Origin of the sequence: Virgibacillus flavescens (assembly GCF_050574275.1) — a bacterium.
In the GTDB taxonomy this organism is placed as follows: Bacteria; Bacillota; Bacilli; order Bacillales; family Amphibacillaceae; genus Virgibacillus_F; species Virgibacillus_F flavescens.
This window is the reverse complement of sequence record NZ_CP192260.1, coordinates 257012-272344: the sequence shown is the minus strand read 5'-3', so window position 1 is coordinate 272344 and position 15333 is coordinate 257012. Positions and strand designations below refer to the sequence as shown.

General features: G+C 40.9%; 10 protein-coding genes. 9 read left to right on the top strand and 1 reads right to left on the bottom strand.

The features are described 5' to 3' along the window. Positions 1–51 precede the first annotated feature (51 nt). From VBD025_RS01240 to VBD025_RS01205, 8 genes are all read left to right on the top strand, one after another. On the top strand, positions 52–1164 hold the full coding sequence (locus VBD025_RS01240) for a DegT/DnrJ/EryC1/StrS family aminotransferase (protein WP_430788540.1): 1113 nt from the start codon (positions 52–54) through the stop codon (positions 1162–1164). Continuing rightward, entirely contained in the window at positions 1158–2234 is a 1077-nt protein-coding gene (locus VBD025_RS01235; protein WP_430788538.1) for a Gfo/Idh/MocA family protein, read from the top strand. Before VBD025_RS01240 ends, VBD025_RS01235 begins: the two co-directional genes overlap by 7 nt. A gap of 4 nt (positions 2235–2238) precedes the next feature. Beyond that, complete coding sequence (locus tag VBD025_RS01230) at positions 2239–2931, top strand: DapH/DapD/GlmU-related protein (RefSeq protein ID WP_430788536.1); 693 nt, start codon at positions 2239–2241, stop codon at positions 2929–2931. A gap of 127 nt (positions 2932–3058) precedes the next feature. Then, entirely contained in the window at positions 3059–3733 is a 675-nt protein-coding gene (locus tag VBD025_RS01225) for a collagen-like triple helix repeat-containing protein (RefSeq protein ID WP_430788534.1), read from the top strand. Between the two features lie 215 nt (positions 3734–3948). Next, positions 3949–7197 (top strand): NTTRR-F1 domain, encoded by a 3249-nt coding sequence (locus tag VBD025_RS01220; protein WP_430788532.1) that lies wholly within the window; start codon positions 3949–3951, stop codon positions 7195–7197. A gap of 89 nt (positions 7198–7286) precedes the next feature. Next, on the top strand, positions 7287–8483 hold the full coding sequence (locus VBD025_RS01215; protein ID WP_430788530.1) for a hypothetical protein: 1197 nt from the start codon (positions 7287–7289) through the stop codon (positions 8481–8483). 390 nt (positions 8484–8873) lie between these two features. Then, complete coding sequence (locus VBD025_RS01210) at positions 8874–9992, top strand: glycosyltransferase (protein ID WP_430788528.1); 1119 nt, start codon at positions 8874–8876, stop codon at positions 9990–9992. Between the two features lie 62 nt (positions 9993–10054). Beyond that, the gene (locus VBD025_RS01205) at positions 10055–11680 is read left to right on the top strand and encodes an FkbM family methyltransferase (protein ID WP_430788526.1); all 1626 of its coding nucleotides are present in this window, start codon (positions 10055–10057) and stop codon (positions 11678–11680) included. A gap of 80 nt (positions 11681–11760) precedes the next feature. Here the strand turns inward: VBD025_RS01205 and VBD025_RS01200 are convergent, their stop codons facing one another. Continuing rightward, positions 11761–12630, bottom strand: coding sequence for a DMT family transporter (locus VBD025_RS01200; RefSeq protein WP_430788524.1), 870 nt, complete (start codon positions 12628–12630; stop codon positions 11761–11763). A gap of 405 nt (positions 12631–13035) precedes the next feature. On the opposite strand from VBD025_RS01200, the gene helD reads away from it, so the two are divergent. After that, positions 13036–15324 (top strand): RNA polymerase recycling motor HelD, encoded by a 2289-nt coding sequence (helD, locus tag VBD025_RS01195; RefSeq protein WP_430788522.1) that lies wholly within the window; start codon positions 13036–13038, stop codon positions 15322–15324. The last annotated feature ends 9 nt before the right edge of the window (positions 15325–15333 follow it).

The following is a 15333-nucleotide window of genomic DNA, read 5'->3' as shown; positions in this document are numbered from 1 at the left end:
TCAAAATAAATTAATACAGTATGGATTGAATATAGGTAAGGGAGTTTTACAATGATTCCGTTAATAAATTTAAAAAAACAATACGAAATGATCGAAGCGGAGCTAATGGATGAAATGAGAAAGGTTCTGCGAAGCGGTCAATATATTCTTGGTCCGAACGTAAACCAGTTAGAGGAAACAGTTGCACAAAAATTAGAAGTGGCAAGTGCAATTGCAGTGGCAAATGGTACAGACGCATTAATACTTACGCTTGACGCTTTTGATATCGGTGAGGGAGATGAAGTTATTACCACTCCATTCACTTTTTTTTCTACAGCTGAAGCAATTTCCCGAGTAGGTGCAAAACCTGTATTTGCAGATATCGATTCTCAGACATATACGATATGTCCAAATAAAATTAAAGAAAAGATAACGTCTTCTACGAAAGCTATTATTCCTGTGCACCTGTTTGGACAGTGTGCTGAAATGGATGCAATCAATCGCATAGCTCGTGAGCATGGCTTACTTGTAATTGAAGACGCTTGTCAGGCGTTTGGTTCAACGTATAAAGGAAAACCAGCAGGCAGCTTAGGAGACGTTGGTTGTTTCTCATTTTTTCCGACAAAGAACCTCGGTACCTTAGGTGATGGGGGAATTATTACCACATCTGATTCCAAATTAAGCCAGAAGCTTAAGACCTTGAGGGTACACGGCAGTATAAAAAAATATCATCATCAGCACATTGGGTATAACAGTCGGCTGGATGAGCTGCATGCGGCCATTTTGCTGGTGGGGTTGCGCCACATTGACCAATGGAATAAACAAAGAATCGCTTTAGGAGAACGCTACCATTATAAACTTCAAGGGATTAAACATATGAAACTGCCAAAAACGGCTAAAGACTGCCTCCATGTCTATCATCTATTTTGTATTAAATCTCCATTTCGAAAGCAAATCATTGAATTCCTCCAAAAGAAAAAAATACAAACAGGAATTTACTATCCTTGCTGTCTTCATCTCCAGGGTGCTTATCATAACTTAGGTTATAAAGTGGGTGACTTTCCTATTGCTGAACAGCTCTCAAAAGAACTTTTTGCAATACCGTTATTTCCTCTTCTCGGTATGGCAGATCAGGATGAGGTCATTACGGCGTTACGTGAAAGCGAGGGTATGTTGCAATGTTGAAGGCAGGAATGATCGGATGCGGTTATATTTCTAAGAAACATGTAGAAACCATAATCAGGCTGGAAAACATGGAATTACATGCTGTGAGTGACGTGCAGAAAGGCAGAATGGAAGAAACCGCCTCATTCTATCAGAAAAACATTTCGGGCGGCGCTTCTGTCAAACAATACGGAGATTATCAGTACCTGCTCCATGACCCAGACATAGATGTAATTATAATAACGGTGATATCAAGTCTGCATGCAAAAATTGCCAAACAAGCTCTACTTGAACGTAAACATGTGATCGTTGAAAAACCATTGGCACTTTCTATCAAGGATGCCGATGAAATAATAAAATTAGCACGTTTAAAGCAAAGAAAAGTGCTGGTGTGTCATCAACTAAGGTATCGTCCCATTTTCTTGAAGTTAAAAAGTCTTGTGGAAAACGGCATGCTTGGAGAACCGTACCTGGGGACTGTGACTGCTAGAATCAATCGTTCCCAAGATTATTATAAATCAGCTGCATGGAGAGGGAGCTGGGAGCAAGATGGAGGAATGCTTGTCAATCAAGGTATCCACTTAGTTGATCTGCTCGTATGGTTATTAGGGGAAGTGGATACTGTATATGGAGAAATTGCTAGAAACAATGATTTAAAGGAAATTGAGGATGTCGCAGCAGGTATCATCCATTTTTCGAATAAAGCAAAGGGTACGATTGAGGTAAACACAATTACGAAGCCGGCAAACCAAGGTTATTATCTGTCCCTTTATTTTGAAAAAGGGACGATCATTCTCTGTGGTACTGGATTTGATAAGCTTGAGCATTGTTATATAGAAGGTGAAGAGCAGCTTGTACATGAGCTCAAGGAAGCATGTAATAAAAAAGATGAACAATTTTTAATGTACCAGAATTTTATAGATTCTATTTTAACCAATACCGTATTAGTTATGGATGCATCAGAAGGGAAGAGGGCATTGGAAGTTATTTTTGCTTTGTATCGGTCACATAACAATAAGCTGCCTGTCAAACTGCCATTATTGAGCTTTTCTACAAAAGAAATGAAATACATCTCTGGCAGAAAGGAATAAATTGATGAATAATCAAAAAGTAAAAGTAGGTAAAAATGTGCTGTTCGGTAAAAATGTTGTAATAGAAGAAAATGTAACCATTGGGGACGATGTGGTTATCGGACATAATGTAGTTATTAAGAAAGACACGATTATAGGTAAAAATGTGCACATTAACGATTTGACCTCACTAGGAAGATCGCCAAGCAGTAATGCAAAGATGGCAAGAAAACCTAGATCCACTTTGTCGCCTTTAGTTATCGAAAAGGATGTAACGATTGGGAGTAATTGTGTGATTTATAGAGGTGTATCCATAAGTCCAGGGGTTTTTATCGGAGACCTGGCCAGCATAAGAGAGCATGTATCGATCGGTAATTCCAGTATTATAGGCAGGAACGCGATTATTGAAAATAATACTACCATAGGCAGCAACGTCGTAATTCAAACGGGTTCTTATATTACAGCAGATATGATTATAGAAGATGATGTATTTATCGGGCCATGTTTTTCTTCTTCCAATGATAAGTATATGGGAATGGGGAACTTTCTACATCAAGGACCAATCATTAAAAAAGGAGCAAAAATTGGAAATAATGCTACCTTACTTCCTTCAATTGTAGTCGGGGAGAGTGCAGTAGTTGGAGCAGGAGCAGTAGTTACGAAAAATGTACCTGCTAGAGAAATAGTCGTAGGAAACCCTTCGAAGCCTATGAAATAATATTAGTAATAGAGAATTAATTTATATCTACTAATATATGGATTTTAGATGCGAATCGTTGGAAAAGTCCAATCAGGTTTATTTTTTTTTGCATAACTTGAGATAGTAGTAATGGGGGTGATTAATTTTGAAAATAACTAAGTACTCTGGTTGTTGTCCTATTTATCCAGTTTCGAAACAAAAAAAATATAAATGCCCTCCTGCAAGACGCGGTCCAACAGGTCCAATGGGTCCAGCAGGAGCGACCGGTGCTACAGGTTCAATAGGGGCAACAGGTCCAACGGGTCCAGCAGGAGCGACCGGTGCTACAGGTTCAATAGGGGCAACAGGTCCAACGGGTCCAGCAGGAGCAACAGGCACAACAGGTCCAACTGGAGCAACAGGCCCAGCCGGCGGAGTAGATTTTTTTGGGTTTGACCAATCTGAAGTTGCTATGGTGTTACCAGTTGGGGTTGAAACTTCTGTGTTGACAGTAGCTGTGAATACTGAGGAAGACCAGTCAGTGAAAATAGATTCGGTAGCAGAAATAGATATTATAGTAGGTTTGTCTAGTACTTTTCAGTTTGCTATAGAATATTCTTTGTATAGGGATGGAATAGTTTTAGCCACTGTCACAGAAAATGACGAAGGAGATAAACCAGCGGGAATTGTACGTTTGTATAGTGATGTTCCAAATTTAACTTGGGTTGATACGCCAGGTGTTGGTCCACACACTTATGAGATTCGATTAACTGTAACGGGAACAAACATATTAACAGCAACTGTAAATACAAGAGCGTTAAATGTAATCGGATTAAATTAGGAAGTAAAGCAACGCACAGCGTATGGTGCGTTGCTTTTTTAATGTTTTAATGTAATGGTCCAAATTTGATATTTGTATAAGCAATTATCATCGAGAACCATAGAATACTAATGTGGTCGTTAATGCACTTAAATGCTAAAAAAAAGATTAAGTCATTGAAGAACATAATGTATTAAGAAGTATTTTTAAGAAATTAAGAGAAAGGATGTGAATCTATGACATTTGAAAATAGAATACTAAACGGTGGTTTTGAAACAGGATCATTACCCCCATGGATGGGATTAAATGCTACTGTGACTTCACAAGCAAGTCACTCTGGCAGTTTTAGTGCTTTATTGTCGACAGATTTAGTCTCCTTTATATCCCAGACGGTTAGTGTGAACCCAGGTTTGAACTTTGAATTGTTAGTATCTCTTTCAAAGTTAAATAGTAATCCTAATCCACAAATATTACTTGTAGTGGAATACTATGATTCAAATTTTAATCTTCTGAGTAGAGGTTTAGAGGCAAATATACAAGCAAACAGACTTCCTCCGCCAGGAACCTGGTTAGAAATATATCAAACTACATCTTTAGCTCCCCCGGGATCAGCATTTGCGGTCGTTCTTATTCAAAAGTTAACTTTGCCTAATAGTAGTCCTGCGCTAGTAGATGATATAGCTTTATTATCAATAGAAGGAACAGGCGGACCTACGGGACCCACTGGCCCAACCGGAGTCACGGGATCTACTGGAGCCACAGGAGCAACCGGAGCAACAGGATCCACTGGTCCAACTGGAGTCACAGGAGCAACCGGAGTAACAGGAGCCACAGGGGCAACGGGAGCAACCGGAGCCACAGGATCCACTGGTCCAACAGGAGTAACCGGAGCTACAGGAGCAACAGGAGCAACAGGGGCAACGGGAGCAACCGGAGTCACAGGAGCAACAGGGGCAACAGGAGCCACAGGAGCAACTGGAGCAACAGGAGCCACAGGATCAACAGGAGCCACAGGATCAACAGGAGCCACCGGAGAAACCGGAGCTACAGGAGCCACGGGAGCAACCGGATCTACTGGAGCAACAGGATCTACTGGAGCCACAGGAGTAACCGGAGCAACCGGAGCAACAGGATCCACTGGTCCAACTGGAGTCACAGGAGCAACTGGAGCAACCGGAGTAACAGGAGCCACAGGGGCAACGGGAGCAACCGGAGCCACAGGATCCACTGGTCCAACAGGAGTAACCGGAGCAACAGGAGCAACAGGAGCAACAGGGGCAACGGGAGCAACCGGAGTCACAGGATCTACTGGAGCAACAGGATCTACTGGAGCCACCGGAGAAACCGGAGCTACAGGAGCCACGGGAGCAACAGGATCTACTGGAGCCACAGGAGTAACCGGAGCAACCGGAGCAACAGGATCCACTGGTCCAACTGGAGTCACAGGAGCAACTGGAGCAACCGGAGTAACAGGAGCCACAGGGGCAACGGGAGCAACCGGAGCCACAGGATCCACTGGTCCAACAGGAGTAACCGGAGCTACAGGAGCTACAGGAGCAACAGGAGCAACAGGGGCAACGGGAGCAACCGGAGTCACAGGATCTACTGGAGCCACCGGAGAAACCGGAGCTACAGGAGCCACGGGAGCAACCGGATCTACTGGAGCAACAGGATCTACTGGAGCCACAGGAGTAACCGGAGCAACAGGAGCAACTGGAGCAACCGGAGTCACAGGATCTACTGGAGCCACAGGAGCAACGGGAGCCACCGGAGAAACCGGAGCTACAGGAGCCACGGGAGCAACCGGATCTACTGGAGCAACAGGATCTACTGGAGCCACAGGAGTAACCGGAGCAACCGGAGCAACAGGATCCACTGGTCCAACTGGAGTCACAGGAGCAACTGGAGCAACCGGAGTAACAGGAGCCACAGGAGCAACTGGAGCAACCGGAGCCACAGGATCAACCGGAGCCACCGGAGCAACAGGATCTACTGGAGCCACAGGAGCAACGGGAGCCACCGGAGAAACCGGAGCTACAGGAGCCACGGGAGCAACCGGATCTACTGGAGCAACAGGATCTACTGGAGCCACAGGAGTAACCGGAGCAACCGGAGCAACAGGATCCACTGGTCCAACTGGAGTCACAGGAGCAACGGGAGTAACCGGAGCCACAGGATCTACTGGAGTCACAGGAGCAACGGGAGTAACCGGAGCAACAGGATCTACTGGAGTCACAGGAGCAACCGGGGCAACTGGAGCCACAGGAGCCACCGGACCTGTAAGTGAAGGAGTAATCATTGAAAATGTAGGTCCTGAAGTTAGTTCTCAGTTTAATGAACTGAATACAGCAGCTAGAACTCCAATCGTTGAATTAACGTCTGTCTATGGGTTGTCGGATTTGCGAGATCAAGTTGAAACAACAGGTAGTGGGACTGTTACGAATACTACGGTTGAATATCAAGTAAGTGTTACTGGTGGAGCTACAGATTCAGCTACGCTGGACAGTGTTGAGAGAGGGCGTTACATGCCTGGATATGCTGCTCAAGCAGGATTGGGAATTCGAATCCCAACTGCAGTTTCTGGTAATCAAGTATATCGATGGGGGTTATTTGATGATCAGAATGGTGCTTTTTACGGGCAAAGTGCAGCAGATGGTATATTCATTGGTGTAAGAAGAGCTGGGACGGATCAAGTAATTCCTCAATCCGCTTGGAATATAGATCCTCTGGATGGCACGGGTCCGAGTGGACTGACACTCGATTTAGCATTAGGTAACATTTTTCAAATTACGTTTACGTGGTATGGGTACGGTGTGGTTGAGTTTAATGTTGTGGTCCAAAATCCGATTACTCTTGCCCAGGAAGTCGTAACTGTTAACCGTTATCGTCCAACAGGAGAAACGAGTTTTACAGATCCCAATTTACCGATACGAGCTCAAATTGAAAATACCGGAGTTGCTGAAGCGAGAAATATTTTTGTAGGTGGAAGGCAGTACAGCATTGTAGGTGAATTTAATCCTGCTTTTCGTATAACATCGGATCGACGTTCCGTTACTGTAGGAACAGCAGGTGTACCTGTCCTGTCATTTCAGAGAAAGCCAATCTTTCCATCGAGTTCTGCTAGGCCTAACTCAGTAAGTGTTGTATTAGAGGGGTTAGATATCGTAACTTCTTCTGATATTTATTTCCAAGTTAAAGTGGGAGGGACATTGAATACTAGTTTTACTAACTTTCCAACTGCGAATACGGCTATTCCAGATTCTGAAACTTCACTATTAATTAATAACACAGCTACAACACTCACTGGAGGGCAAGTAGTTTATCAGGGAGTTGGTGCAGGTGCTCAAGGTCCAAGCAGGAACTTATCTACGGCCACACTTTTATCTTTTGAACTACCTGATGAGCAGCCTGTTTCATTAGTGATAGGTACTTTCAGTGGAACAACACCTGTTGTTGCGGTATTTAGAGTTACAGAAGAATGGTGATAAGGGGGTGTGGTCTTTCTTCGATCACACCTATTTCATTAATTGAATAATTCGTTATTATTTTTAAAATAGAAAGGGGGGGGGAATAAATGACAATCATTGAAAATATAGGACCCAATGTCAGTTCACAATTTAATGAGTTAAGGGTGGCGCAAAGAACACCTGTAATTGAGTTAAAGTCTGTGTATGGTTTATCAGATCTCCGAGATATTGTGGAAACGGCAGGGAGTGGAACAGTTACGAACACTACTGTCGAATATCAACTAAGTGTTACTACTGGAGCAAATGATTCTGCAACACTTGATAGTGCAGAAAGAGGGCGATATATGCCCGGGTTTGCAGGTCAAGCGGGAATAGGTGTGCGTATTCCTGAACCAGCAGCAACTGATCAAGTGTTTCGATGGGGGTTGTTTGATGACGAAAACGGCGCATATTACGGACAAAACGTAACAGATGGCATTTTCGTTGCTATTAGAAGATCAGGCTCTGATTTAATTATCCCGCAAGCTTCATGGAATGTTGATTCTCTGGATGGTACTGGACCAAGTGGACTATCTCTTGATTTATCTTTAGGCAATATTTTTCAAATTAACTTTACGTGGTATGGATATGGGGTTGTTGAATTTAATATTGTGCTTCAAAACCCTGCGAACTTAGCTCAAGAGGTTTTCACTGTTCACCGATATCGTCCATCGAATGAAACAAGTTTTGCAGATCCAAACTTACCTTTGCGAGCCCAAATAGTAAATAGTGGGCTCACCGCGGCCAAAAATATATTTGTGGGAGGGAGACAATACAGTATCATCGGAAAATTTGATCCTGCTTTTCGAATAACATCGGAAAGAAGAACGGCGTCAGTAAATACAACGGGATTACCGATGATTTCATTTCAGAGAAAAGCAGTTTTTCCTGTCGGTTCAGCTAGACCTAATTCAGTAAGTGTTACTTTAGAAGGTGTTGATATTGTCACGAGTGAAGATGTGTTTTTTCAGATAATAGTGGGAGGAACATTGAATACAGCATTTGTTAATTTTCCGACTGCAACTACAAATATTCCGCTGAATGAAACAGCTTTAATGGTTAATAGTACTGCAACTACAATTACAGGTGGTGAAGTGGTTTTTCAAGGAGTAGCAGCGAGTGGCATGGGGGCGGATAGGGAATTAGCTAGCGCTAATCTTTTGGATTTTGAGTTACCAGATGATCAAACGGTTTCTTTAGTAATAGGTTCATTTGGAATGAGTAGTTTGGTCTCATCGGTATTTAGAGTTACAGAAGAGTGGTAATGCACGGTATTAAATTTTCATGTTCTTAAAAATAAAAACTCTTATCTGGAAGCTGCTGTAAGAAAGAAATGATTCTATATAGAAATAGTATAATTAAAAATCGGCTGTTTGGTAATTTTTGCTCCAAACAGCCGATTTTTTCTTCTTAACCGAATGGATTCAGCCTTATGGCCTTTCATCAGGATTAAAATAATGTCCTATTGGCAGGTAATACTTTCTTACTGAACAAATACAAACAATTTCGCTCTTGAGGTTGGCGAAGTGCCATTTTCAAAAAATAATACTGAACAATACCTGCTTCAATTAAAATGGTCTATGTGTGATTTTTGTTTCATACAAATATTAAGTGATTAAATTAACTCATTCTACTATTTACAAAGGAGAGATGGGATGGTTACGGTCAGCCTTTGCATGATTGTGAAAAATGAAGAAGAGGTTTTAGCTCGATGCCTGGACTCTGTTAAGGATCTAGTGGATGAAATCAATATTGTGGATACAGGATCTGATGATCGTACTGTTGAGATTGCCAAAGAATATACAGATCGTGTTTTTTTCTTTGAGTGGACGGGGAGATTTACAGATGCAAGGAATGAATCCTTCAAGCATGCGACCAAGGAATATATTCTTTATTTGGATGCTGATGATGTCATATTGGATGAGGACCGGGAGAAGTTCAAACAATTAAAGGATGAACTTGACCCAGCGGTCGATTCGGTCTCGATGTATTACAACGCAGGAACGGATGAATTCGGTAATGTCACACTTCAGTATCGGAGAAACCGGTTAGTCAAAACGAGTAAAAATTTCCAGTGGGGCGGGGATGTGCACAACTACTTGAATGTATATGGTCACATCATTAATTCCGATGTTGCGGTTACACACAAAAAATTAAAGCATGCGGTTGGACGAAATCTATCTATTTATGAGGAGAAGATAGAAAGAGCCGATATTTTTAGTCCTCGAGATCACTTTTATTATGGAAACGAGCTCAGAGAAAACGGTCATCATGAAAAGGCAATTGAAAGTTATACGAAAAACATTGAATGCAAAGAAGGCTGGGTTGAAGACAAAGTGTACGCTTGCATCAATCGTGCAGACTGCTTTCGATTTTTAGAAAAGCAAGAAAAAGAACTCGCATCTTTATTTGAGTCCTTACGTTTTTCCAAAACTCCTCGACCCGAAATGTGCAGCAGGGTTGGCTATCATTTTCAGAGGAAAAAAGAATATAAGTCTGCAATTTATTGGTATGAATTAGCAACTTCTATTGAAGATGACCCTAATAAATGGAGCTTTACTTATCCTGCTTATTCCACGTGGTATCCTCATTTGCAATTATGCGTTTGTTATTATAACCTTTCTGATTTCCAAAAATCATACGAACATAATGAATTAGCTAGATCCTTTCGCCCTCAGGATAAAAGGGTGCTCTTCAATAAGGAATTACTCGAGAATAAATTAGGGCTGAACGATCCGCCAGAGGAGCCGATGGATGAATTTTCAGCAGAATAGAAAAACAAGTATTATTTGCAGGGAGAGATTTCAACTGTAGAAATGATATTGCTATATAATGAATGGATGTGATTGAACCGATGGATAGTAATAATATTCCTAAACTTATAATCTTTGTTAAACCTGGTCTTGATGCTTTCGTGAAAGATATCGCAAGCACTTTATCGAGCAGCTATATTGTCAAAATAATTTATGTCACAACGAACATGAAAAATATTGATATTTATATGAATGACGCTGATGTGTGCTGGTTTGAATGGTGTGATGAACTGATGGTTTACGGGAGTAAGACTGCTTTAGCTAAACACAAAAAAATAATTTGTCGAATTCATAGCTACGAAGTCTTTACTAGTTACTTGAAGAGTGTGAATTGGAAATCAGTCGATAAGGCAGTATTTGTTTCAGATCATATCAGAGAATACGCATTAGCAGAAACTCCAGAACTTGTTAGAGACCAGACTGTAGTAATTCCAAATGGTATAAAAATAAATGACTTCGATTTTAAAGAAAGAAAGAAAGGTTATAATATCGCTCACGTAGGTTACTTGAACTTTAAAAAAGGCCCGATGCTTTTACTTCACGCCTTCCATGCTATTTATAAAAAGAATACCAACTTTAAATTATTTATTGCAGGAAGCTTTCAAGAACCAAGATATAAGCTTTATTTTAATCAGATGATAGAAAAACTTGGACTTGAAGAAAACGTTAGCATTGAGGGCTGGCAGTCAGACATCAATAAATGGCTGGAAGACAAACATTACATTCTTAGTTCAAGCTTACTGGAGAGCCAGCATTTATCGATAATGGAGTCTATGGCAAAAGGGATTAAGCCATTAATTCATAATTTTGTTGGTGCAGAAACCATCTATCCAGAAGAATTTATCTGGAGCTCTATAGATGATTTGAGGAGTATGATTAAACAGAAAAGTTATAACTCATTAAATTATAGAAGATTTGTGGAAAACAATTTTGAGTTTACGGCTCAAATTTCTAAAGTTCAAAACTTGTTAGACGAGGAGATAGCTCAAAAAAACATCTACACCATTTATTGTAATGGAAAGCAAACCAAGTTTTTACTCCCCAACATCAAAGATCATATTCAAGGAATTGTTGCAAATCATCAGGTTTTCTATGAAGAGTCTATGTTAATGGATATAAAAAAGAGGATCCCAGAAAATAGCGTTATAATTGATGTGGGCGCATATATTGGAAATCATTCCACGTTTTTTGCGCAGCATTGTCAAGCTAGAGTTTTTTCTATAGAACCCAATCGTGAGGCGTTTGTTTTATTAGAAAAAAATATTCAATTAAATGGATTGGAGAGTAAAGCAACTTTACTCAATCATGGGATCGGAAAAGAAATCGGTAAAGGCTCGATAGTCAGCAGTTCAGAAGATAACATGGGGATGAACCAATTAAAAGCAGACAAGGATGGTGAAATAGTGATAGAGACGATCGATAATTTGTTCAGTGAATTGAAGAGAGTAGATGCATTAAAAATTGATGTAGAAGGAATGGAGATGGACGTATTACATGGAGCAGTTAACACTTTAAAAAAGTTCAAACCTCTTTTATATATTGAAACAACTACCGATGAAAACTTTCAGCATGTATATAGTTTTTTAAAGAAATTTGACTATAAATCACTCAAACAGTTCAACGCCACACCAACAACTTTATTTGTGTAATCTTTTTTCAAGATGACCTTTTATAAGCTAGTTTACAAAGAAAAGCACTTTTCATCTGTTAATGAAAAATGCTTTTCTTCTCAGCCGGACTTCTTGACACTAAGCACAGTAACCGTAGCTAAGATGAGCGCCATTCCTAGAAGCTGAATGATAGTCAAATGATCTCCGAGAAGCAGCACTCCAAATAATGAAGCTGTCACTGGCTCTACCATTGCGACCATTGAAGCGGTTGTGGGAGCAGTAAGTCGTATACCAATCACATAAAATATAAATGAAATTCCAGCACCTATAATACCTAATAGAAGGAACCATCCTATGTCGCTTGACATTACCACAGCAGCTGCTTCACCCTTGTCAGCAAGAAACAAAAGGATGAGACAAAATGCAAAAAAGGCGACGGTTAACGTTGTCTGTGGCTTTCCAATAGAAGATGCCCTTTTAAACCCGAATATAAACAAAGCATAGGAAAGACCAGCACCAAGCCCAGCTGCTGCTCCAAGCAAGCTTATTGAAATAGAGTTGGTATTGTAGGCGCCTGTAAGGAGAATAATCCCTATTAGTACACCAAATATGCATACCCATTTAAACCAAGTTGAACGTTCTATTCTTAATATAAAAGAGATTAAAAGCACGAAAACTGGTGCGGTATACATTAAAGTAGCGGCTACAGCAATACTTGATGCTTCAATGCTGAGAAAATAAAAAGTGAAATTTCCAGCAACCCCTATGCCTGCCAATAGTGACCATATATAGAAACGAGTCGAGAAAATCCAATTTTGCCTGAAGCGAAAGAGAAACCACACGAAAAAACATATGAATCCAACTGCCCCTCGATAAAGTGAAATCACAATAGGATCCCAGCCCTTGTTCATTAAAATTTCGGCAATTCCACCACTTATGCCCCAGCATATAGCGGCTAGCATAACTAATCCTACACTTGCAAATTTCATTGTGTGCCTCCTCAAAGTAAGTAACCGTACGAGTGTTTATAAATCTATCAGAAACCTAACGTGACTTAGATTTAAAAAAGATATTAACGGTCTTTCCTTTAATTTCTCATCACTAAACCTAAATTATCTCACCTTTAGAGGGGTGTATTCAGCAATGAAATAAAAACCCCCTTCGATAACCAAGCTATCGAAGGGGGTTAATCTTTATAAATTAAACAAAAACGAAAAAATATGGAACACAAAAAAACAACAAAAAGAAACTGTTGTGGGGGCGATCAAACTATGGTATAGTAAGTGGGTGACTTTTGCGTTGTTAAAATATATTATAATACCCTAATATTATTATATCAAGGTATGAATATAAAGTCAATCAAAAAGATTTTAATTTAGAATGGGGCTGGTGGAATGAGTCGTGAGGCCGAACAGAGCCGTGTCAATGAAGTCATTGGAGTAATAAACAAGAAAGAAGAAAAGTTGTATTCTAAGTCAAGTGGACTGAAGAAGACAATTATCAGCCTGCGGGAAAGTTTCTGGGATGATGTGACAGTTAATCTGGAGGAACTGGATGATATTATTGAAACCCAGGCAAGTATTAAACAGCAGGCAGAACTGTTGATTGAACGGGAGCAGGTTCACGGAAACATCGCTAAAGAATTGAAGACACTCAGACGATTGAAGGATGCCCCTTATTTTGGAAGAATTGATTTTATAGAAACACCTGGTCAGGATAAAGAAGAAATCTATATTGGTACTGCTTCGCTTATGGATAAGGAAGAGGAAAATTTCTTGATATATGACTGGCGCGCGCCAATCTCAAGTCTATACTATGATCATGCTCCAGGGGAGGCCCAATATGAAATAGCAGACGGCTCCATCTCAGGTGAAATGACATTGAAGCGCCAATTCATTATTAGGCAGGGCGAGATCAAGGGTATGTTTGATACGGGTCTGACTATTAGAGATTTGCTCCTCCAGCAGGCGCTTGGCAACAATGCAAGCACCACCATGAAAAGTATTGTTGCAACTATCCAGGAGGAACAGAATCGTATAATTCGAAACGACCGCAGTAATCTTCTGATTGTACAGGGGGTTGCCGGCAGCGGAAAAACGTCTGCGATTTTGCAGCGAATTGCCTATTTGTTATACCGGTTTCGAAATGAACTGAACACGAATAATATGTTAATGTTTTCACCGAATCCGCTTTTCGCAAGCTACGTCGCAAACGTACTGCCCGAATTGGGCGAGGAAAACATCAAACAGTCAACTTTTTATGATTTTTTGGAAAAGCGGGTAGAAAGCAATATGACGATTGAGTCGCCGTTTTCCCAAATGGAATACACGTTGACAGCTCAACAGGAGGCCGATTATCCAATTAGACTCCGCAACATGAACTACAAATCCGGTTTGGAATTCAAATCACTGCTCGACACGTATATCAATGGACTCTTAAATGAAGGCCTCCAGTTTCGGAATATCAATTTGCACGGTGAGGTGCTGATTTCTAAAGCTGAGATAGCGGAATACTTCTATTCACTTAATGAAATTGCGAGTATCCCCAACCGGATGGATGCTGTTGCCAAGTGGCTGCTCCAGCGATTGCGTACTGTGCAAAAGAATGAAAAGAACAAAGACTGGGTAATGGAGAAAGCAGAGTTGCTCGACAAGGAAGAATATTTACAGGCTTACCGTTCCACGCAGCAGATGGATGAGGAAGATCCTAAACTTGAAGAGGAATTTTTACGCAGAGAAGTCGTGAAGCGTCAGTTTGCCGGGATAAAAAAACGAGTGAAGCGTTTTGCTTTTGTTAACGTATCGGTATCATACCAGCGTCTTTATTTGGATTGGAGCCCGCCGCAGACGCCGGCAGACTGGGACGATATTCGTTCATTAACAGCAGCTGCCATAAGAGATAAGCACCTTTACTGGGAAGACGCTACTCCATATGTGTATTTTCTGGGAAGGTTGTTTAGCGATGATGCCAATCGAAAAGTACGCCATTTGTTTATCGATGAAGCACAGGATTATTCAGCATTTCAGTTTGCATATATCCGGCATATTTCACCGTATACAAAAATGACACTTCTTGGAGATATTAATCAGGCTATCTATGCGTATGCCACTGAAGATAACCCGCTTGTACCTGAGAAGTCTGAATATAATCATGAGCGGATTACATTGAACAAAAGTTACCGATCAACCAGACAAATTACCCAATTCACCAGATGCTTTGCCCCCGGTAAGACGGAGATTGAAGCGTTCGAGCGTGACGGGGACAAGCCGAAGCTGATAAACCTGGGGCAGCTTAATAGGCCGGATGCTCTTGTGAAAAGTATCCACGAATTGCAGGGGAAAGGTCACGAGACTATTGCAATTATCTGTAAAACATTGCACGAAAGCGATGTGCTGTACAAAGAGCTTTCAGAAAAAGTCACCATCATTCAGATAAATGAAGAAACCTATAACTTTGAAAAAGGGCTAGTGATCTTACCGGTGTACTTGGCCAAAGGAATAGAATTTGATGCGGTAATTATTCCTGATGCGTCTAATCAGCGCTATGACCAGGAATCTGATCGCGCACTGTTCTACACAGCGTGTACCAGAGCGATGCATGACCTTTATATGATTTCCCTCGAATCACCATGCACTTTTATTGAGGAAGCAAATCAGGAAACATTTGATGCAATTAGCATATGATACAAAAAG